Raw genomic sequence first — 19854 nt, forward strand, 5'->3', positions numbered from 1 at the left:
GCGGGAGCGTCGGGGTTGTATAGGAGCCCGCCCCCCGCCGGTCTCAGTGGACTACCAGCAGCGCGAGAGCCCGCCGCCCTCCCACAAGTGACGGTGCTGGGCCGGCCCGTCGTCTACAGCCGGCCCAGTGCCAGTCGCACGTTTGATGTCACCTCGGCACATCACGATCCAACCTCGCCCACCCCGGCATCGGGGCCGCGACCTCGTCGACGGGCACGTCGGGGCGAGCACTTGGTGGCGTCTCTTATTCGTCACAGTCAAAGATCCCGTGGTGTCCCGGGCGCCCGTCACTGCGCGAGCAGAAGTCACACGGGGGCGCGTCTGTGATCGCATCTCCAAGCGACCCGCAGTGAACAGCTCTCGGCTCGTGCCATTCCAGCGCGCGACCGTCGCGACACGGTCACCTGCACGAGTGGGTGGAGCACCCGACTGGCCCTGCGGATCCACTCGCATGGCGTAGAGACCGCCGTCACGGCCACCTCTAGGTTCGAAGGTGCGGGTGAAATCACCAGGGACGACAGGCCGCTGGGATCACCCCATCAGCAAGGGGGAACTAATGCAGGTTCGAAAGTCCGTCGGCGCTGTTGCCGCCGTCGTCGCTCTGCTTCTCACATCGGCCGCCGGCGCGTCGGCTGCCCCGTCCACCGGTGCGCCGCCGACTGCCGGGCCGACGGTGGTCCCGAGCGAGCTCAAGGTCGGCGACATCCTGCCCGAGTCGGACGGCACGATCTCCGTCACGAGCGGGCCGGTGGGCGTCCCCGTGAACCCGGCGAGCGCTTCGCTCAACGCCGACGACCCCATCATCTCCCCCCTGTACACCCGCACGTGGGCGTTCACGGGCGACTTCAAGGCCTCGCTGCAGAGCTCGAAGTTCGACAACTCGAACAACGGAGAAATTCGGGTCGGTGGCGTGAACGTCACCAACTGCACGTCGGGGTACGGATCCATCAACATCCAGCTCATCCGCGTGAACTCGCTCAACGTGATCACGTGGACCGGCTCGAACGTCAACTTCCCGTGCAACGGGTCGTACGGCTACAGCTGGGGCGCCCAGCCCAACGCCGGCTACAAGCTCTACTTCTCCCGCACCGGGCCGACCGGAACCGACGAGAACACCAAGCACGTGACGGGCACGGTCTACTACGCCTGAGACCGCTGATAGGCCCCGTGGCGCCCCGGCTGCCCGTCCTGGAGACGGCGCAGCCGGGGCGTCACCGTCTTCAGGCCGATCTTGGCGCCGGCATAGGCGCCGAGCGTGTTCAGCAGCACGTCGTCGATCGTCGATGCTCGACCGCTGTTACTCACGTACTGCAGTACCTCGATGCCGACCGAGATCCCGGCGGCGAGCAGCACAACTTTCCAAGAGGGCCACGGCCGTCGTGCAAGGGCCGGCATCAGGATCCCGATCCAGGAGAGCAACAGAGCATTGCCGGTCAGCTGCACGAGGGTCGTCGCAGTGGGATCGGCCAGTGCGGCGAACGTAGAGAACGGGACGAGGTCGACCACACGCCCCCGGGCCAACATTGGGAACAACGTCAGTACGTAGACCGCGGCGGCGCACGTGCTCGCGAGGACCCACGCCACACCGCGCACCGTCGTTGTGGAGAATCGCCGCCCGCGGCGAGCAGCGATGACCGCGGCGACCACCGCGATGGTCGCCGCGACGAGCGCGATGAGCGCGAGCAACACGGCAAACCCGCCGTAGATGCGGATGTACTGAACCATCGATTCCCCCAGCTCGTCGGTGTCTGCCCAGCGTCCTCCCTGGGCACAGTCCAGCAGGCCACTTTCCTCGGTGTGTCCCCCGACTGCCCGGCACGAAGCCCGGTGCGGTTCCACTTTGACGTCGCACCCGAAGGCAAGTAGCCACCGTCGGGGGCCGCACCCACCTAGGCCGATAGCGGGGGCGGCGTCACTTCGACGACGGGGATGTCTGGACGGGCACCTGGCGGCGTCCCATATTCGCCGCCGACGGTATTCGTGGGGGTGCGCCTACCGGTGGGCTTACCGCGGTCGAAGATCGAGACGTCGCAGCAGCTGGGCGTTGAGCGCGACGACGATCGTGGAGATGGACATCAGGATCGCTCCGACTGACATCGGCATCACGAACCCGATCGGCGCCAGCACGCCGGCTGCGAGCGGGACGGCGACGAGGTTGTAGCCCGCTGCCCACCACAGGTTCTGCTTCATCTTGCGGTAGCTGGCGGCCGACAGGTCGATGACGGAGACCACGGAGCGCGGGTCGTCGCTGGCGAGGATGACGCCGGCGGAGGCGATAGCGACGTCGGTGCCGGCGCCGATCGCGATGCCGACGTCAGCCTGGGCGAGCGCAGGAGCGTCGTTGACGCCGTCGCCGACCATCGCGACGGTCTGACCCTCGCGCTGGAGCTCGGCGACCTTGGCGGACTTGTCCTCGGGGCGCACACCAGCGAAGACCCGGTCGATGCCGATCTCGGTGGCGACTGTGCGGGCGACGGCCTCGGCGTCGCCGGTGATCATGACAACGTCGACGCCGCGGTCGTGCAGCTCGCGGACGGCGGCGCGCGACTCCTCGCGGATCTCGTCGGCGAGCTTCAGGGCGCCGGCGAGGTGCCCGTCGACCAGGACGTGCAGGATGATCGCGCCCTCGGCGCGCCACTGCTCGACGCCGTCGAGCTCGGTGACGCCGTGCTCGTGGAGCAGGTTCGGGCCGCCGACCTCGACGGTGCGTCCGCTGACCCGGGCGCGGACGCCGACGGCCGGTGACGAGGTGAAGTCGGCGGCTGTCGGGACCGAGAGGTGCGCTGCGGCGGTGACGATGGCGCGGGCGAGCGGGTGCTCGCTGTCGGCTTCCGCCGCGGCGGCCATCGTCAGGACGTCGTCGTGCGGGAAGCCGGCGGCGGGGCGCACCTCGGTGACCGTGGGCTGGCCCTTGGTCAGGGTGCCGGTCTTGTCGAACACGACGGTGCCGACGGTTCGCATGCTCTCCAAGGCGAGGCGGTCCTTGACCAGGATGCCGCCGCGCGCGGCGCGCTCGGTGGCGATGGACACAACCAGGGGGATGGCCAGGCCGAGAGCGTGGGGGCAGGCGATCACCAGGACGGTGATGGTGCGGATCACGGCGTCGTCGGGCATCCCGACGATGGACCAGACGAGCGCGGTGACGGCGGCGGCGCCGAGTGCGAACCAGAACAGCAGGGCAGCGGCGCTGTCGGCCAGGCGCTGGGCGCGTGAGGACGAGCTCTGCGCCTCGAGGACGAGCCGCTGGATGCCCGCGAGGGCGGTGTCGTCACCGACGGCGGTCACGCGGAGCCGCAGTGCTGAGTCGGTCGCGACTGTGCCGGCGACGACCCGGTCCCCGGTGGCACGGCGCACGGTGCGGGACTCCCCGGTGACCATGGACTCGTCCATCTCGGCGGCGCCGTCGATGATCGCGCCGTCGGCGGGGACGCGAGCCCCGGGCCGCACGAGGACGATGTCGTCGACGGTGAGGTCAGCGGGGGCCACCCGCACGACGTCGTTGCCTTCGATGCGCTCGGCCTCGTCAGGCAAGAGCGCTGCCAGTGAGTCGAGGGCTGAGGTGGTCTGGGCGAGGGACCGCATCTCGATCCAGTGCCCGAGCAGCATGATCACGATGAGCAGCGCGAGCTCCCACCAGAAGTCGAGCTCGTGCGCGACGACCCCGAGGGTCGCAAGCCAGGAGGCGACGAACGCGACGCTGATCGCCAAAGCGATGAGCAGCATCATCCCGGGGCGCCGGGACCTCAGCTCCTCGGCGGCGCCGGTGAGGAAGGGCGCGCCGCCCCAGGCGAACATCACCGTGCCGAGCACGGGCGAGACCCATGACAGCCACACGAGGTCGGGCAGCTCGTAGCCGAGCAGCATCGCGAACATCCCGCTGGTCGCCACGACCGGGATCGCGAGCACGAGCATGACCCAGAACAGCCGCCGGAACTTCTCGACATGACCCGCGTGGCCGCCGTGCCCGGCGTGACCACCGTGTCCCGCGTGGGCGTCGTGGCCGGCGTGGGCGTCGTGGCCAGCGTCGGCGCCGTGCTCGGTGTGCGAGGTCTTCGGCTGGGGCGCGGTCATGACGTGCCCGTGGTGCTCGTCGTGCGGCAGGGCGGCCACGTCTTCCCGCATCCGCTGGGCTGCCTGCGGGTGTCCGGCGTGTCCGTCGCCCGGTGTCGCCGGGTGGTCCCCGGTGTGGTGGTCGCGGCTCATGTCAGTGGCCCCTCTCGTCGACGTGGTCCACGTGGTGCTTGTCCTCGACGCGCTGTAACCGCATACCCCCCGGGGGTATTCCCTCGGGTGGTGAAAGCGGGTCCAGGTCAGCTCACGTGGCCGAAGACGTTGTGCAGCTGAGCGATCCCGTGCAGCTGGCTCGATCGCCTCGCGTGGCGCCGGCGGGGTTCCTGCCACACCGGCATCGCCCGCGAGTGCCTCACGGCGTCAGGCGATCGCGGTGAGCAGGTCGCGGCACGCAGCCTCGCAGTCACGGCAAGCCTCGGCGCAGATGCGGCAGTGCTCGTGCATCCCGGCGTGCTGCTCGCACTCGTTCGCGCACGCGGTGCAGGCGGCGAGGCACGCCTCGAGGTGGACTCGGGTGATGTCAGCGTCGTCTCCGGTGTGCCGCGACAGGATGCGTGCGGTCGTGGCGCAGCTGTCCGCGCAGTCGAGGTTGGTGCGTACGCACCTGCGCAGCTCGGCGACCATCTCCTCGCCGAGGCAGGCGTCGGCGCATGCTGTGCACGCTTGGGAGCACGCCGTGAGCGTGTCGATCACGCGCGCGAGCAGCTCGGTGTCGAGGCTGATGGTGCCTGGATAGGTCCGGAGCATCTCGGTCGTCTTCATGGCAGTCCCCGTTCATCTCTCGCCGGCGGGGGTTCGTCGGCGTTTTCGACGCTAGAAGGGCGCCGTTGGCGCTGCACGCGCTGCGGGGCCGCCAACGGTGAAGTTTCGATCAAGCCTGGCGACCGGTCCTCTGCCGGAGCGGCGGCGGCTACTTGCCACCCGACAGCGCCATGCCGTCGCCCGTGGCGGTAGCGCTGCCATCTGCCCCGTGCTGCGCGCGTTCGTTGGTCCCGGGCGTGGGCGCTCCGGGTCCGTGGCCGTGCCCGCGGCCCATGACGAGCATCATCGCGGCCATGCCCAACGGGCAGGCGAGCAGGGCCGCCCACCGCAGGGCTGCTGCGAGATCGACGCCGAACGCGAGAAGCAACGCCAGGACTGCCGCTGCTCCGATGGCCATGTGCTTGAGGTGGTGCCTGATCACGGGGTGCTCCGTCTGCTCGGTGGGATCTGTGTCGTTCCCATGCTCGACGTGCTCGATGGAGGGAGCCGCTCCTTGCTGGTGAAGGGTCGATGAAGCGATCTGGCGTGCTGTGGACAAGGCAACGCCACCGGCACGGGGGATGCACCGGTGGCGTTGCGGTCGTGGCGGTGTCACATCTCGGCGAGCAGCTGCTCCATCGTGTCGATCTCAGCGGTCTGGTCGGCGACGATCTTGCCGGCCAGCTCGAGGGCGTCCTGGTTGAGGCCGTTGGCCTGCTCCTCCTCGGACATGGTGATCGCGCCCTGGTGGTGCACGATCATCATCTCGAGGAACATGCGGTCGAACTCGGAGCCGGCGTCCTCCAGTTGCTGCATCTGGTCGTCGTCGGCCATGCCGGTGTGCCCACCGGAGTGGTCCATGCCGTCCATGTCGTCCTCGGCGCTGGGCGACTCCTCGCCCCAGGTCTCCAGCCACGACGTCATCAGGTCGATCTCGGGCTGCTGCGCGAACTGGATGTCGCTGGCGAGCTGCTGCACCTCTTCGCTCTGCGCGCGGCCCTCGGCCAGGACGGCCATCTCCAGGGCGCCCTGGTGGTGCAGGATCATCATCTGCGCGAACTCGACGTCAGCGTCGTTGTGCTCCTCCGAGGTCGCGGCAGCGGACTCCGACTGGCTCGAGGTCGGCTGGTCCTCAGCTGTGTCTGCGCCGTTCGAGCAGGCGCTGAGCACGACTCCCAGAGCGAGCGACGCCGCCACGGCAGCGAACGCGCGGCTCTTCTTCGGGGACATGGGGTAACTCCTTTGGTCGGCTGTGATCGTCGCGACTCTCGTCAGGCGACGCTCTCGCTCGTCTCGGCGGCCGGGCTGGTCGTGGCGTCCTTGTCGTGGTCGGCGCACTGTTCTTGCCCGCCGCAGCAGTCCGTCATCTCGTCCTCGTCGGTCAGGGTGAACTGGCAGCACTGATCGCTCATGGTTGGTGTTCCTTCGGTTGGTCTTATGCGGGGAGGTTGGCCTGCGCCTGCTTGAGGAGCTCGTCGGGAGCGAGCCACATGGACGGGTAGTTGCCCGACCAGCGCCGGACCCCGTCGGCGTCGACGAGCACGAAGCTGTGGCCGGGAAGTCCTTCGTGCATCCCGGTGCCGAGGGTTCCGTACTGCTCGGACACGGTGCCGTCGTCCAGCAGGAACGGAGTCGTCACGCCGTAGGTGCTCATGTCCGCGGTGATCTGCTCGGCGGTGTTCATGACGATCGGCAGAACGGTGATGCCGGCCTCGGCGAACGCCGGGTCCTTCTCGATCTCGCCCATCTGCTGCAGGCAGGACCCGCACCCGGCGCCCTCGTTGAAGTAGAGGATGACCGGCGAGCCCCGGAAGTCGGAGAGGCGGACGGTGTCCCCGGCGGTGGTCTGCAGGGTGAAGTCGGGTGCGGGGCCGGCGTCTGTGGAGGTCACCTCGCGTGAAGTCAGCAGCGCCACGGTGACGACGGCAGCGACCAGGACGATCAGGAACGCGGAAGCGCTGGTCATGATGACCTTGCGTCGGCGTTCGTGCTGACGCTGGTCGTGGCGGACCTTGGCGAGGGCTGCGGCGCGCTGCTTACGGGCTGCCGTGGCGGACGTCATCGCGTTGCTCCTTCGTTGTGGTGCTCGTGGCAGCTCGCCTCGCTCGCGGGCGCACCGTCGGGCTCTGCTGCGTCGGGCCGCGCTCGGTGGGTGCGTCGACGCTCGGAGAGCGTCCCCCAGACGAACAGTGCTGCCACCGCCACCAGGGCGAGTCCGAGCAGCGGCTCGGGAACGGGCGCTGTCCAGTCCTCGAAGCGGGCGAAGATCTGCGTAAGGGTGCGCCCGATAGCCGCCTGCGCCTCGGTGCCGCGGGTCATGTCGGGGCTCCCGGCCAGGAGGATGACGGCGATGCCCATGACCGTGAACCCGATGGCAACAGCGATGTTCAGCGTGTTGGTGACCAGCGTCCGGCCGGCCACGCGCAGGCGCACGAGCCGCGGGTTCATCCACGTGCGGTCACGTAGGCGTGCCTTGTCCCAGACCAGCGCCATGACGAACAGGGGGAACACCATGCCGAAGACGTACGCGAGCCCGAGCAGCAGTCCCCCGGCGGCCGACCCGGAGAGCGCTGACAGGGTCATCACTCCAGCCAGGACGGGCGCGCAGCAGCTCGATGCGATCCCTGAGAACACGCCGAGCGCGAAGAAGCTGCCGGTGTCGCCACGTCGGGTGTCCGGTGTACGCAGTGCGCTGGGCAGCGACCACATGCGTCCCGACAGGGCGAGCGCCGCCAGACCCAGCATGAGCGCACCACCGGCGTAGTACAGCGGGGCGTGGTAGCGCGCGATCGCCCCGGCGACCATGCTGACGCCGAGCGTGATCGGGAGGAGCACGGTCGCCAGCCCGGCGGCGAACACGAAGGTGAGGGGCAGGAGCCGCCAGCGCCGGTTCTTGACCGCTCCGGCGAGATAGCTGGGCGCGAGGAATACGATGCAGCACGGCGCGAACAGCGCGACCCCGCCAGCGAAGAAGGCCGCGAGCACGCTTCCGGTGGTCAGGAGCTGCGAGCCCACGTCACTGCACCGCCACGAGCGGTACCACGACGCCTCTTTGGCGCAGGAGGTCGAGCAGGCGCCCCGCGCGCAACCGACCCGAGCTGACGAACTGCCCGTCCAGCAACACCAGCGGGCTCATCGGGGGCCGGTGTTCGGCGACCAAGCGCGCTCCTTCGTCGGAGCGGACCTCGAGGACGTCGATCGTCAGCGGCGTGTGCTCGCTGAGGCGCGCCAGGATCTGCAGAGCGTCGTCGCACAGGTGGCAAGCGGGAGATCGTACGACCGTGATGACGGGGAGGGCGTCGCTCAACGGGGCGCCGGGCGTGCTGGGCATGGTTCCACTTTCACGCCCGCTGCCTGCGCGATTGATCACGCGATCATGGAGTTTCGATGAAGTCCAGTCCGCTGGTCAGCCCTGGTGCAGTTCGGGCGGTGCGGCAGGCAGTGACACCGTGAACTGCGCCCCGCGGCCGGTGCCGTCGCTGCGCGCATGGATCGTGCCGCTGTGCGCCTGCACGAGGGCCCGGCAGATGGCGAGTCCCACACCGGATCCCCCGTGGCCCCGGTCACGGGCGCTGTCGACGCGGTAGAACCGCTCGAACACGTGGGGAAGGTGCTCGGCGGGGATGCCCTCGCCGGTGTCGTTGACGGTGAAGTCCACGGTCCCCGTCGGGGCGGTGGTAGCGCCGACGGTGACCTGCCCGTCGGGCGGGGTGTGTCGGATGGCGTTGACGATCAGGTTGTCGAGCACCTGGGCCATCCGGACCCGATCGACCCGTACTCGCGCCCGCTCGTGGACGTCGCCGGCCTGCAGGATGACGCCTGCCGCCTCGGCCTTCTTCCGTGCGGCGAGCACGGCAGCGTCGACGAGCTCGCCGGCGGCGACATCCGCTAGCTGCAGCTCCAGGTCGCCGCTCTCGGCGCGGGTGACCGCGGCCAGGTCTCGGGAGAGTCGGGTGAGCCGCTGGGCCTGATCGTTGAGGACCCCGATGGTCTCGGCGTCCATGACGCGCACGCCGTCCTCGATGGCCTCCATGTACGCCACGATCGTCGCGGCCGGGGTGCGCAGCTCGTGTGCGACGTCGGTCAGCAGCCGCTCGCGCAGGTGCGCGTCGCCCTCCAGGCGAGCGGCCATCGCGTTGAAGGAGTGCGCGAGCTCGTCGAACTCCAGGCCGATCCCGGGCAGCGGGACTCGCGCGTCGAAGCGACCCGCCCCGACCTGGTGGGCTGCCCGGGACATCTGCGCGACCGATCGCCCGATCCTGCGGGTCAGCACGACGCTGACGGCCAGGGCGGTGATACCGGCGACAACCATGGCCAGCGCGAGCGCGATCGTACTGGCGGACTGGAACGCCTCCTCGATGTGCAGGTCCGCGAGCTCGTGGTCCTGGATGTTCGCGCGGACGAGGTGCTCGTGGAACAGGGCTGGCCCGACGACGGTCGCGACCACCCACGCGGTGGTGGCCGCGGCGACCAGGACCAGGACGATCGAGATCAGCAGACGTCGGCCGAGACTTCCCGGGCCGACGGTGTCGCGGGCCCTCATCCCGGACCCATGCGATAGCCGATGCCGCGAACTGTCCGTACGAATCGCTGCTGCTGGGCGGTGTCACCGAGCTTGCGCCGCACGTGAAGGACGTGGACGTCGACGAGGTGCTCGTCGCCCACCCAGCCCTCGCCCCACACGGCGCGGATCAGCGCCGCGCGCGAGAACACCACCCCGGGGCGGGAGGCGAGCGCGGCGAGCACGTCGAACTCCAACCGGGTGAGCGAGATCGGTTCGCCGTCGACGTGGGCCTCGCGCGCGTCGAGGTTCAGGGTCAGACCGCCGACCACGACGGTGCGAGTCGCGTCGGGCACATCCGCGGGGACTGCCCCGGCCGAGCGCCGAGGTCGGCGCAGCATGACGCGGATGCGAGCCACGAGTTCGCGGGGGCTGAACGGCTTGGTCATGTAGTCGTCGGCTCCCACCGACAGCCCGATGAGCGTGTCGACCTCGTCGCTGCGCGCGGTGAGCATCACGACGTAGCAGTCGGAGAACGTGCGCAGCTGGCGGCAGACCTCCACACCGTCGATCCCGGGCAGGCCGAGGTCGAGGACGACGACGTCGGGGTCGACCTCCCGCAGCAGTGCAACGGCCGCGCTGCCGTCGTGGCACAGAGCGACCTCGAAGCCTTCCCGTTCCAGGTACCCACCGACAACCGAGGCGAGCGCCTGCTCGTCGTCCACGACGACCGCACGCAACGCGACAGCGGGTGGGGTCATGCGGACATTGTGCGGAGTCGCAGACGACAGCACGAGCGTTCGACGTGCCACTTCATCGAATCTTGATCGTCGGTCGCGGCCTGAGTCGGCTGCTTCTTCACTGAACTGCAACGGGAGTCATGCGCCGCGCTTCATCCGCGGGCAGGACGCTGACCAGGCCGTCGACCGGCGGTGTCACTCGACGAACGGAACCGACGTGCGCCCCGTGCTGTTCAGCTTGTTCGGCATCGACGTGCAGACCTACGGGGTCAGCAAGGCCGGTGCCGCGCTGCTCGCCGCCCATCTCCTGGGACGCGAGTTCACGCGTCTGGGACTCAAGCGCGAGTCAGCACATGCCCTGGTGTTCTGGGCGACGGTGTGGGGATTCGTGGGCGCGAAGGTGTACTTCGTGCTGGAGAACCTCGACGACCTGACGTGGCACCACCTGGGTGGCATGGGGTTCACCTGGTATGGCGGTCTCATCGCCGGGGTGATCGCTGCGCTCGTGGTGATCCGCCGCCACGGCCTTCCGCTCGGCACGACTGCCGGGGCTGCCGCCATCCCGCTCAGCGTGGCGTACGGCGTAGGTCGCCTCGGGTGCTTCTTCGCGGGGGACGGGACCTACGGCAAGCCGTCGGACCTGCCATGGGCGATGACGTTCGCTGACGGCGCGGTGCCCACGAACGTCCCGGTGCACCCGACCCAGCTGTACGAGACGCTCGCGGCGTTCGTGATCGCGGGTGTGCTGTGGTGGGCCCGCAAGCGCGTCCCGGGTTCAGCGTTGTTCGGGGCCTACCTGGTCCTGAGCGGGCTCGCGCGGTTCCAGGTCGAGTTCCTGCGGACCAACAGCCCGCTCGTCGCTTGGCTGACGCAGCCGCAGCTGTGGTCGCTGGCGAGCATCGGTGCAGGTCTGGTCGTCATCGTCCTCGTCGCCTCCAGACCACACGACGTCGGAGGGCACGCGATGTCCCCGGCGTCGTTCCCGAGCCGGACGGTCGACGCCTGAGCTCAGCCAGTCACACGCGCGTCAGGCGCCGTGGTGATGGCCGTGGCCTCCGTACCTGTGCCGGGGGCGTGGCACACCGTCCCCGGTGGCCGTGACCATCACCACGGCGATCGCCGTCGTGAGGGGGATCGCGAGCACCAGGCCGATGGAGGAAACGGCCGTGCGGACGATCTCCGCGGCGAACTGGCCGCTCGTGAGCGTGGAAGCCAGCGGAAGTTGGTAGATCAGCAGCAGCAGCAGGACGGGCAGCGACGCGCCCGTGTAGGCGAACGCGATGGTGTACACGGTCGAGGCGATGTGGTCACGGCCGATGCGCATCCCGCCGCGGAACAGCTCGGTTCGCGTCGCGGCCGGGGAGGCTGCCCTCAGCTCCCACACGGCCGACGCCTGCGTGATCGTGACGTCGTTGAGAACGCCTACCCGGCGAGGACGAGTCCGGCGAGGAAGAGGCTCCTGAGCGACACCGCGCCCACATCTCCAAGCAGCTGGGCGAGTCTGTAGTCGTCCTCGGTGGTGACTCCCGACAGATGTGCCCAGCGGGCGCCGGCCGCGCCGAGACCCGTCGTGAGCGCGAGCCCGGCGAGCGTGCCGATCAGCGCGGTCGAGGTCCGTAGCGACAGGCCGTGAGCCAGGTACAGCACTGCGGTCATGATCACAGTGGAGGCGGCCAGCGCCACGACCACGGCGTTCTCACCAGCGAGCAACGCTGGAAGGACGTACAACCCGATCACGACGAACGCCGCCCCGAGCCCGACGAGAGCCCTGAGACCACGCCGGCCGGCGACGGCAACGATCGACGCGCCGAAAGCGAGTGCCAGCGCGCCAAGTGGGATAGTGCGCTGGAAGTCGTGCCATGCCCACACCTCGCGGTCTGCATCGGTAGCGGGATACCACTCGAGGACTACGCGCGTACCGGCACGCACCTCCGCTGGGGTCAACGTGGCGGTCGCCCACACCCGCACGGTGCGTCCGGCCTCGGAGCCGGTGGTGACGTCCACCGTGACACGCATGCAGGTGACCGTCTCCGGGATGCTGCCGTCCGAGCGTTGGTCCTCGACGGTCCCCTCGCACCGTTCCTGCGAAGTGCTGGTGACCACGCCAGAGGGGTACTGCACCTCGACGGGTTCGATGATGCGAGCGGTCGGACGCCGCTCAGTCGGCCAGGTGATGATCATCGCTGCGACGGCCAGCACGAGCATCGGAACGAGGGCGCCGGAGACGATGAACGTCAGCCGGCCAGGACGACGGCCCAACACGGGGATCCCTTGCTCCTAGCGGGTGCAGCGCCTCAGGGCGCGGCAGCCAGCGCGCGACCAGAGGGCGCGGCGGCGGGCACACGGTAGGAACCAGGAGATCGGGGGACCCCATGTCGTTGGTCCCGACCGCCCGTATCTTGATCGAAACTTCATCGTTCAACCGTGGAGACTTGACGCCCCGACCGCAGTCTTGACGTCATGCGAGGCGTCGAAGGCGGTCACCGGTTGAGGGGCTCATGGGCATGTGGTGCCAGATGAGCTCCGCCGGGTGGCTCTTCATGACTACCGCGTGGCTAGCGGTCATAGCCCTGGCCGTGTGGGGCGTCTCGCGGCTGTTCCCTGCCCGTCGCTCCAGCAGCCCGCGCGCCGCCCTGGACGAGTGGCTTGCCTCGGGTGACATCGACACCGACCTCTACCGCCGGCTGCGAGCCGACATGGATGCTGCCGCGTCGAATCCGTCGAGCGGCCCGTGGTGAGCACGGCCAGGCGGTGGTCGTGGGTCACGGCCGCACACTCGCCCATGCTTGCTGCGGCTTCCGCGGCGGCCCTTCTCGTCACGGTGATGGTCGGTCCGTCCCTGCCTGCAAAGGCCGATCCACTCGACGCGAAGGAGCAGGCGGCACAGCAACGGGCTGCAGAAGCACAGCGACAGTACGAGCTGGCTCAGGAGTCCGTCGAGGACCTGTCCGCCGACCTCGCCCAGGCGGTCCTCGCTCTGGAGGAGACCAAGGCCCGTCTGCCCGCTGCCCAGGCCGCCCTCGACGCGGCGACCAGTGCAGCCGACGCCGCTCAACGTGACGCTGCCCGCGCGCAGTCGGAGCTGCAGGACGCGACCGATGTTCACGCGCAGCTCATCACCCGGATTGAGCAGGACTCCGCACGCGCCGACGACGTTCGCGCGACCGTGGCTAAGCTGGCGCGGGCGGCGTACCAGGGCGGGTCCCGTTCCACAGGTCTGGAGGTGGCCGTCGGCGCCTCGTCGATCGAGGACTTCATCGAGCGCGCGAGAACCGCTTCGACCGCGCAGCGGCTGCAGTCGCAGACGATGACCGAGCTGGCCGAGCTCGAGGCAGCCGGTCGCAGCAACGAGGTCAGGCTGGACTCGGTCGTCGCGTCGCTCGCCGAGCTGGAGGAGGCCGCAGCGGCAGAAGCCGAAGCCGCTCGAGTGGCCCTTGATGCTCAGCGTGAGCAGAGCGCGGCGCTGGAACGCGCTGTCGTCGAGCAGGCCGCTGCCACGCAGCGGATCGAGGGTCTGAAGGGCCAGGCACAGACCGAACAGGCGCAGGCGGATGCCGTGCGCGCCAGCGCGGATGCCGAGGTCGCGCGGATCGCAGCCGAACAAGAAGCTGCCGCCGCTCAGCAAGCTCGCCCCAGCAGCCCCGCCCAGCCCGCTCCTGCGGCGCCCGCACCTCCCGCTCCGGTCGCACCTCCGGCCGCGCCGCCGGCCGCGCCTCCAGCCGCACCAGCGAGCTCGTCCGGCGCGTTGTTCTCCAACCCGACGTCGATCCAGCCGATGTACGTCACGTCCAACTACGGCATGCGCCTGCACCCCATCCTCGGCTACTACCGGCTGCACGCCGGTATCGACCTGCGCACCTACTGCAACACCCCCCTCTACGCGCCCAGGGACGGCACCGTGCAGTGGTCGCAGTGGCGCAACGGATTCGGCAACCAGGTGATGCTCAACTACGGCACCGTCAACGGCCAGTCCCTCATGAGCTCCTCGAACCACCTGACGCGCTCGGTCGTGACCGCAGGGCAGGCCGTCACCCGAGGGCAGCTCATCGGGTACTCCGGGAACACCGGCCTGTCCGGCGCATGCCACCTGCACTTCGAGGTCTACATCGGCGGGAAGACCGTCGACCCAGCACCGCTCCTGGGGCTGCGATGACCGCGGAACAGCCCAGTCCGCACTCGCCAACACCGTCAGGAGGAACCATGGACGGCATCACCGGAACCACAGCCCGAATCGTGGAGATCCGCCAGCTCCTCGGCGGGTTCACCACCATGCGCACCGTCCCTTCCCAGGTCCGGTCCGGCGACGCGTTCGCCGCCGCGCTCGACGGCGCGGTCAACAAACTGGCACCGAACAGCCCGACTGGCACCCGGAACGCGCAAGGCGTCCCCTCCGATCTGGCCGAGTACGGCAACGGCCAGATCCCCCCGGACGCGTTGCGGGAGATCGGCGCCACCGGACACCGGCTCTGGGCGCCCGCCGGGCAGGCACTCGAGCGGCTCATGGCTGCCGCGGCGAGGGACGGCGTCGACTTCGGCATCACCGACTCCTACCGGTCCTACGACGCGCAGGTCGACGTCGCGCGCCGCAAGGGCCTGTACTCCCAGGGCGGCCTGGCCGCCAAGCCCGGAACCAGCCCGCACGGGTGGGGAGTCGCCGTGGACCTGGACCTGGACGACACCGCCCAGGCGTGGATGCGCACGAACGCCGGACGTTTCGGATTCGTCGAGGACACGCCCCGCGAACCGTGGCACTGGGTCTACAAGTCCTGACGCGCCCCCATCGACATCCCGACCAGAACGACGAACGGAGAACCAAAACTGCCCGACTGACGACGCACCCGGCGGCGGCCTGGCCAACGCACTACATCGACACGCTCACCAGATGAGCGACCGGGTGGACGCTGAGTCCTGCCACCACCCGGATCATGTGAACACGCATGGCAGGAACGGGGGAACCACCGATCTTCGGGCACGCACGTGCCCTCGGGGTGAAGCCGGTCCACGGACCGGCCGGGCGTCTCCCGCCCGAACCCGACAGCTCACCCCGCAGGCGTCAGGAGACCTTCATGCCTACACGCCACACGACCGCCGCGCGGCACCGCGCCGACGGCCGAGCACTCACCGTGCTCACCGACGTCCGCCTCACCGCGGCACACCAGCTCACCAGCACGACGCGTCGCACCGGCGCTGTCGTTGCCTCGTCCGGCCTCGCGGTGTCGTTCCTCGCGGCACCCGCGCTCGCCGACGACGAGGTGCGCACCACCGCCGTGGACGTCTCGGCGCTCACCGAGGCAGCCCGCGCGATCGTCGACGCCGCCCCGGTCGTCGCCGCGCCGGCGGAGGCCACCTGGACCTTCGAGAACCCGGGCGTCACCGCGGTGACCCCGCCGCCGCCCCCGCCTCCCGTGGTCGAGGAGGAGCCCGAGCCCGAGGAGGCGGCCAGTCGATCGCGCTGGGCGGAGCCCGAGGCACCCGCTGCCGAGCCGGCACCCGAGCCGGTCGGCGCTCCCGCGCCGGCGAGCGCGAACGGCAGCGCCATCGTCGAGATCGCCTCCAGCCTGGTCGGTATCCCCTATGTGTGGGGCGGCACGAACCCGGCCGGGTTCGACTGCTCGGGGTTCACCTCCTACGTCTACGCGCAGGTCGGGATCACGCTGCCGCGCACCTCAGGCGACCAGCGGTACGCGGGCGTGGAAGTGCCGCGGGACCAGGCCCAGCCGGGTGACCTGATCTGGTCCCCCGGGCACATCTCCATCTACGCCGGCGGCAATCTCCAGGTCGACGCACCGGTGCCGGGCAAGTCAATCCAGATCCGGGAGATCTGGCAGTCCAGCCCGAAGTTCATCCGGGTCGGGTAGCCGACAGCAGGGCGGCACCTCCTCGACTGCGCCGGAGTTTCCGGGACCGCGAACACCCACCGAGGTCGTGACGTGCGCTGGTGTCAGCCCAAGCGGAGGGCGCCCCGGGCCACGGGGCGCCCGCCGCCGGATCAGGTGCGCGGCGCTGAGCCCTTTCCGAGCGTGGCGCCGGCCTTCGACTGAGAGGACTTGCTCGAACCGCTCGACGCCAGGGCGCTTCCTGCCTTGGAGAGTGCGGCCTTGTACGGCTTCCCCATCGTGATCATCTCCCGCCGCATCTGGGCTGGGGCCAGAGTCTCGAATGAGTCAGACAGCTCCGTGCCGGCGGAACGACACATGCGCATGCGTATTCCCGGAGAACGCCGCCAGCCGCGCCCTGCACGCAACTGCCGGATCCGCGTGGTGGGGACCCGTGAACGACTGGTTCTCACGAGCCACGGCCCGCTCGCCGGGTCGTGGCTCGACGTCGTGCTGCTCGAGAAGCGGCTGTAGGTCGGCGGACTCGACCTCGGGTCTCACGGTCTCAGGCGGTCCCGAGGAGGTGCCCGATGGTTCCGGACTCGACGAGGATGAAGACACCGAGACCGATGAATACCACCGGGACGAGCCAGTGCTCGACGCGCTCCAGCGCCTCGGTCACCGCTTCCCGGGTTCCGACGAGGCCGGCGGTCAGGCACCAGACCGCGACCAGGCCGAGAAACACGATGATGGTGGTAATCGCGTCGCTGGTCGTCATCGTGCGGAACACCGGGGTGTAGATCGCGATGTTGTCACCGCCGTTGGCGATCGTGATGCCGGCGACTCCGAGCAGTCCGACGGCCCGTAGAGCGGACTCGGCCTCGTCGTCGTCGCGACCGCGCAGCGTGCGCACCAGCGCCACCACGCCGAGGGCCAGCGGGATGAGCCCCAGCAGGCCCACCCACTCGTCCGGGATGACGGTCAAGCCGAGCGCGGCCAGGAAGCTGGCCGCGACCAGGGCGATGAAGCCCAGGTACTGCCCCGCGACGATCTGCCAGCTGCGCATCCGGGTGCCACGTGCAGCGGCGGCGAACAGGATGGTGAGGACGACGATGTCGTCGAGGTTGGTGGCGATGAACAGGCCGGCCGCCGCGGCGATCGTGCTCAGCATGCGTCCTGCTCCTGCGCGTCGTCGCCGTAGGTCGAGCACAGGGCGACGGCGTTGCCCGTCGCGGCGAGCAGGACCTCGGCGGCGGCGAGCATGTCCAGCAGCTCGGGGTGCGCCAGGGAGTAGTGCACGCGCCGCCCGTCCATGCGGCCGGCGACCAGACCGCACTCGCGCAGGCAGGTCACGTGGGAGGACACCGTGGACTGCGCGAGCCCCAGGTCGTGGGTCAGCTCGGCGACACGGGCCTCACCGGTCGCCAGGCGGCGCACGATCGCGAGCCGGGCCGGGTCCGCCAGGGAACGGAAGAGGGCGACACCCGGGGCGATGCCTTGCGTGGAAGCGGCGGCGCGCTCGCTACTCTTGATCGACATGCGTCGATGATAACCGATGCGCATCGATCAAAAACAAGCGAGGGTGAGTCTCCGGCGGCCCGACACCGGTCTCGGGTCCCGAGTGGGTCACTGGTACACGTAGTTCGTGAAGTACACGGCGACGACCTCGCCCTCGTACGCCTCCTCCAGTTGCGCGGCGAGCTCGGACTTTAGTGCTTCGCGCCCCTCGGGTGTGCTGATCTCCGAGACCGGTCGCTGGGAGAACAGAGCGATCGCCCGGTCGAGAGCCTTCGACGGGTCCACGTCCTCCTCGACCTCCAGGGTCAGCTGCAGACCGAGACCGAGCCGCAGGTAGCGACCGTCTGCCAGGTTGATGCTGACGGGCTCGACGGTCTGGACCGCGCCGAGCTCGACCTCCGGTTCCGGTGCGGGTTCGGCACTCTCGGCCGGGCGCAGGAGGAACCAGGCGGCCGCGCCGAGCACGAGCACCGCGGCGATCGCGACGAGCACCGCCCGCCGTGTCTTCCGCGGCGCGGGCGCCGGGGCCGGTGCCGCACCCGCGTCGGGCGATGCCCCTGCCCCCGGCCGCTGTCCCCCGATCTTCTGCGACCCGCCGATGATCCGCTGTTCCGCCACGTCCGTCTCCTCGCTGCTCCCGACGCGCGATGCTCCGCGCGTGCAGGGACCGGATCGGCCGACGTCGGTCCGGCGGGAGGTGCGCGGCGATGAAGATCCGGCTAAGGACCGGGAGCGCTCAGGCAGGTTCGTCCGTGTCCGACGGGGCGCCGTCGCCGGCGGCTCGCCTGCGCAGCCGCAGCGCGAGCACGGTGAGCCCGGCCGCCGCGACGACGATCGCCACCAGGACGACCACGGAGGTCGGCCCCCACTGCCAGGACATGGGGGCGTCGGACGCGTCTAGCGCGGCTGCTGACGGCGTGCTTGTCTGAGCGGGGGCGGGCGGGGTCAGGTCCGCACCGGCCGTGGGCTCCGGGTGGGTCGGTGCCAGGTCGGGCTCGGTCGTCTGAGCCGATCCGGTGCCGTCGGTGGCCGTGAACGCCAGCTCGCCGGACAGCGGGTGCCCGTCGGCGGACGTGACGCGCCACTGGACGCTGTACGCGCCGGCGAGGCGATCCGCCCCGAGGGGCTGGGACACGGTGACGTCGGTGACGGTGGTCGCACCCTCGCTGACCGTCGACCCGTCGGGGCCGATCACGACGATCTCGGTGCCCAGGGACTGCGGAGGCTCGTTGAAGGACAACGTGACGCTGTCCGGGGCGACGTCGACGGTCGAGCCGTCGGCGGGATCGGACCCGGTCATCCCCGAGTGCGCCGAGGCCGGCGCCGCGGCCAGAGCGAGGGCGCCCAGGGCGATCAGCGAGACCAGTGCGGCGCGGGCGGGCAGAGGAGGCCGTCCGGTGTTCGTGGGGGTCTGGGTCATCGTGAGCCTTCCGGGTGATGCGTGGCTGCGCGCAGCGGGTTCGGCGTGGTGGGCGTGCTGGATGGGTCGATCAGGTCAGGTCGCGCCTGTCGCGGTCGGCGAGGCCTGAGAGGTAGGCGTTGTACGCGTCGAGCTCGACGTCGCCGTCGCGGTCCGCGCGCCGGTCACGCTGGAGTGCGCTGCGCGCCTCGTCGCGGTGCCAGCGGGACAGGACGATGAGCAGGACGATCAGCGTCGGCAGCTCGCCGTAGGACCACGCGAGCGCACCGGCGACCTCCTGGTCGCCGATCAGGTCGACGCCCCATCGCTCCGGCGGGTGCCCGAAGGCGGCCACGAGCGGGGTCGTGGCCATCATCACCACGACGCCGAAGAAGGCGTGGAGCGGCATCTCCACCGCGACGTCCAGGGCGCGCGCGGCGTGGCCCTGCCGGCGTGGCAGGGGATCCCGCGAGAGCACCGGGGCGGCGAACAGCACCCCGGCCACCAGGAGTGTCACCTCGAGCCCGGTGTGCCCGGCCCACGTCGTCAGCAGCGCGGTCGCGGCACCGGTCAGGTACAGCCCGTAGAAGGCGAGCAGGAACAGCGGCACCGTGACGGCCGGGTGCAGCGCGGCAGCCGCGACGCGTGAGCGCAGCGTCGATCGCGCGACCACCAGGACGGCTCGTCCGAGCCCGTGGTGCGGGACCGCGTGCAGCAGGAGCGTCCCGGGGCGCCCGAGAACCAGCAGCGGTGCGATGACCATCATCAGGGTGAGCTGCTGGAACATGAACACCGAGAACATCTCGTAGCCGTACCCCTCGATGCCGGTTCCGGTGAGAACCAGGAGCACCGCACAGCCACCGAGGAAGGCCGCGCTCCTGCCGACCGGCCAGCGGCGGCCCCGCCGCTGCATCCGGACCACGCCCGCGACGTAGAGGACCGCGAGCACGGCGGCGATCGAGGGGAGCAGCGGCACGGGTTGGAACCACGGCGAGAGGTACGCGGCGAGCGACGGCGCAGCGGTGGGCAGCTGCACCGGGCCCGGGAAGTCCGCGGGGAGCATCAGCG

The 19854-nt window shown here is 70.1% G+C and carries 23 protein-coding genes and 1 riboswitch; of the genes, 5 read left to right on the forward strand and 18 right to left on the reverse strand.

Annotation, left to right across the window (positions count from 1 at the left end; all coding sequences use genetic code 11):
- Positions 1-673: 673 nt before the first annotated feature.
- On the forward strand, positions 674-1150 hold the full coding sequence (locus KJP73_RS05850) for a hypothetical protein (protein WP_213281862.1): 477 nt from the start codon (positions 674-676) through the stop codon (positions 1148-1150).
- Here KJP73_RS05850 and KJP73_RS05855 read toward each other — a convergent pair.
- The 11 genes from KJP73_RS05855 to KJP73_RS05905 form a co-directional block, all read right to left on the reverse strand.
- Positions 1141-1725: a VanZ family protein gene (locus tag KJP73_RS05855; RefSeq protein ID WP_213281863.1), complete on the reverse strand. Its 585-nt coding sequence runs from the start codon at positions 1723-1725 to the stop codon at positions 1141-1143. The two genes, KJP73_RS05850 and KJP73_RS05855, sit on opposite strands and share 10 nt — an antisense overlap.
- A gap of 279 nt (positions 1726-2004) precedes the next feature.
- On the reverse strand, positions 2005-4203 hold the full coding sequence (locus KJP73_RS05860; RefSeq protein WP_213281864.1) for a heavy metal translocating P-type ATPase: 2199 nt from the start codon (positions 4201-4203) through the stop codon (positions 2005-2007).
- A 228-nt stretch (positions 4204-4431) separates the two neighbouring features.
- Positions 4432-4833, reverse strand: coding sequence for a four-helix bundle copper-binding protein (locus KJP73_RS05865; RefSeq protein WP_213281865.1), 402 nt, complete (start codon positions 4831-4833; stop codon positions 4432-4434).
- 148 nt (positions 4834-4981) lie between these two features.
- On the reverse strand, positions 4982-5254 hold the full coding sequence (locus KJP73_RS05870; RefSeq protein WP_213281866.1) for a DUF2933 domain-containing protein: 273 nt from the start codon (positions 5252-5254) through the stop codon (positions 4982-4984).
- Positions 5255-5424: 170 nt separating this feature from the next.
- Positions 5425-6042: a DUF305 domain-containing protein gene (locus KJP73_RS05875; RefSeq protein WP_213281867.1), complete on the reverse strand. Its 618-nt coding sequence runs from the start codon at positions 6040-6042 to the stop codon at positions 5425-5427.
- Positions 6043-6083: 41 nt separating this feature from the next.
- On the reverse strand, positions 6084-6224 hold the full coding sequence (locus KJP73_RS05880) for a hypothetical protein (RefSeq protein WP_213281868.1): 141 nt from the start codon (positions 6222-6224) through the stop codon (positions 6084-6086).
- Positions 6225-6247: 23 nt separating this feature from the next.
- On the reverse strand, positions 6248-6778 hold the full coding sequence (locus KJP73_RS05885) for a peroxiredoxin family protein (protein ID WP_249669140.1): 531 nt from the start codon (positions 6776-6778) through the stop codon (positions 6248-6250).
- Between the two features lie 92 nt (positions 6779-6870).
- Entirely contained in the window at positions 6871-7827 is a 957-nt protein-coding gene (locus KJP73_RS05890; protein ID WP_213281870.1) for a cytochrome c biogenesis CcdA family protein, read from the reverse strand.
- 1 nt (position 7828) lies between these two features.
- Positions 7829-8143, reverse strand: coding sequence for a glutaredoxin (locus KJP73_RS05895; RefSeq protein WP_213281871.1), 315 nt, complete (start codon positions 8141-8143; stop codon positions 7829-7831).
- A gap of 75 nt (positions 8144-8218) precedes the next feature.
- Entirely contained in the window at positions 8219-9355 is a 1137-nt protein-coding gene (locus tag KJP73_RS05900; protein ID WP_213281872.1) for a sensor histidine kinase, read from the reverse strand.
- Positions 9352-10074: a response regulator transcription factor gene (locus tag KJP73_RS05905; protein WP_213281873.1), complete on the reverse strand. Its 723-nt coding sequence runs from the start codon at positions 10072-10074 to the stop codon at positions 9352-9354. The genes KJP73_RS05900 and KJP73_RS05905 overlap by 4 nt, the downstream gene beginning before the upstream one ends.
- A 205-nt stretch (positions 10075-10279) precedes the next feature.
- On the opposite strand from KJP73_RS05905, the gene KJP73_RS05910 reads away from it, so the two are divergent.
- Complete coding sequence (locus tag KJP73_RS05910; protein WP_249669141.1) at positions 10280-11059, forward strand: prolipoprotein diacylglyceryl transferase; 780 nt, start codon at positions 10280-10282, stop codon at positions 11057-11059.
- 21 nt (positions 11060-11080) lie between these two features.
- Here KJP73_RS05910 and KJP73_RS19480 read toward each other — a convergent pair whose 3' ends face one another.
- A complete protein-coding gene (locus KJP73_RS19480) occupies positions 11081-11437 on the reverse strand; it encodes a YibE/F family protein (protein ID WP_282945822.1) in 357 nt (118 codons plus the stop codon).
- A gap of 38 nt (positions 11438-11475) precedes the next feature.
- Complete coding sequence (locus tag KJP73_RS19485; RefSeq protein ID WP_283770219.1) at positions 11476-12258, reverse strand: YibE/F family protein; 783 nt, start codon at positions 12256-12258, stop codon at positions 11476-11478.
- 577 nt (positions 12259-12835) lie between these two features.
- On the opposite strand from KJP73_RS19485, the gene KJP73_RS05920 reads away from it, so the two are divergent.
- The 3 genes from KJP73_RS05920 to KJP73_RS05930 all read left to right on the forward strand — a co-directional run bounded on the left by KJP73_RS05920 (position 12836) and on the right by KJP73_RS05930 (position 15911).
- Positions 12836-14206, forward strand: coding sequence for a M23 family metallopeptidase (locus KJP73_RS05920; RefSeq protein ID WP_213281875.1), 1371 nt, complete (start codon positions 12836-12838; stop codon positions 14204-14206).
- Positions 14207-14253: 47 nt separating this feature from the next.
- On the forward strand, positions 14254-14823 hold the full coding sequence (locus KJP73_RS05925; RefSeq protein WP_213281876.1) for a M15 family metallopeptidase: 570 nt from the start codon (positions 14254-14256) through the stop codon (positions 14821-14823).
- Positions 14824-14952: 129 nt separating this feature from the next.
- A riboswitch (cyclic di-AMP (ydaO/yuaA leader) is annotated at positions 14953-15114 on the forward strand.
- Between the two features lie 5 nt (positions 15115-15119).
- A complete protein-coding gene (locus tag KJP73_RS05930; RefSeq protein WP_213281877.1) occupies positions 15120-15911 on the forward strand; it encodes a C40 family peptidase in 792 nt (263 codons plus the stop codon).
- Positions 15912-16434: 523 nt separating this feature from the next.
- On the opposite strand, the gene KJP73_RS05935 is transcribed toward KJP73_RS05930, so the two are convergent.
- The 5 genes from KJP73_RS05935 to KJP73_RS05955 all read right to left on the reverse strand — a co-directional run bounded on the left by KJP73_RS05935 (position 16435) and on the right by KJP73_RS05955 (position 19849).
- The gene (locus tag KJP73_RS05935) at positions 16435-17040 is read right to left on the reverse strand and encodes a cadmium resistance transporter (protein ID WP_213281878.1); all 606 of its coding nucleotides are present in this window, start codon (positions 17038-17040) and stop codon (positions 16435-16437) included.
- A complete protein-coding gene (locus tag KJP73_RS05940) occupies positions 17034-17408 on the reverse strand; it encodes an ArsR/SmtB family transcription factor (protein ID WP_213281879.1) in 375 nt (124 codons plus the stop codon). Before KJP73_RS05940 ends, KJP73_RS05935 begins: the two co-directional genes overlap by 7 nt.
- Before the next feature lie 87 nt (positions 17409-17495).
- Positions 17496-18005 carry a flagellar basal body-associated FliL family protein gene (locus KJP73_RS05945; protein WP_213281880.1) on the reverse strand — a complete coding sequence of 170 codons (510 nt, stop codon included), beginning with the start codon at positions 18003-18005 and terminating at the stop codon, positions 17496-17498.
- A 118-nt stretch (positions 18006-18123) separates the two neighbouring features.
- Complete coding sequence (locus KJP73_RS05950; RefSeq protein ID WP_213281881.1) at positions 18124-18807, reverse strand: copper resistance CopC family protein; 684 nt, start codon at positions 18805-18807, stop codon at positions 18124-18126.
- Positions 18808-18877: 70 nt separating this feature from the next.
- Positions 18878-19849, reverse strand: coding sequence for a cytochrome c oxidase assembly protein (locus KJP73_RS05955; protein WP_213281882.1), 972 nt, complete (start codon positions 19847-19849; stop codon positions 18878-18880).
- Positions 19850-19854: the final 5 nt, after the last annotated feature.

The sequence above is a fragment of the Cellulomonas hominis genome, assembly GCF_901521055.1.
GTDB lineage: Bacteria > Actinomycetota > Actinomycetes > Actinomycetales > Cellulomonadaceae > Cellulomonas > Cellulomonas endometrii.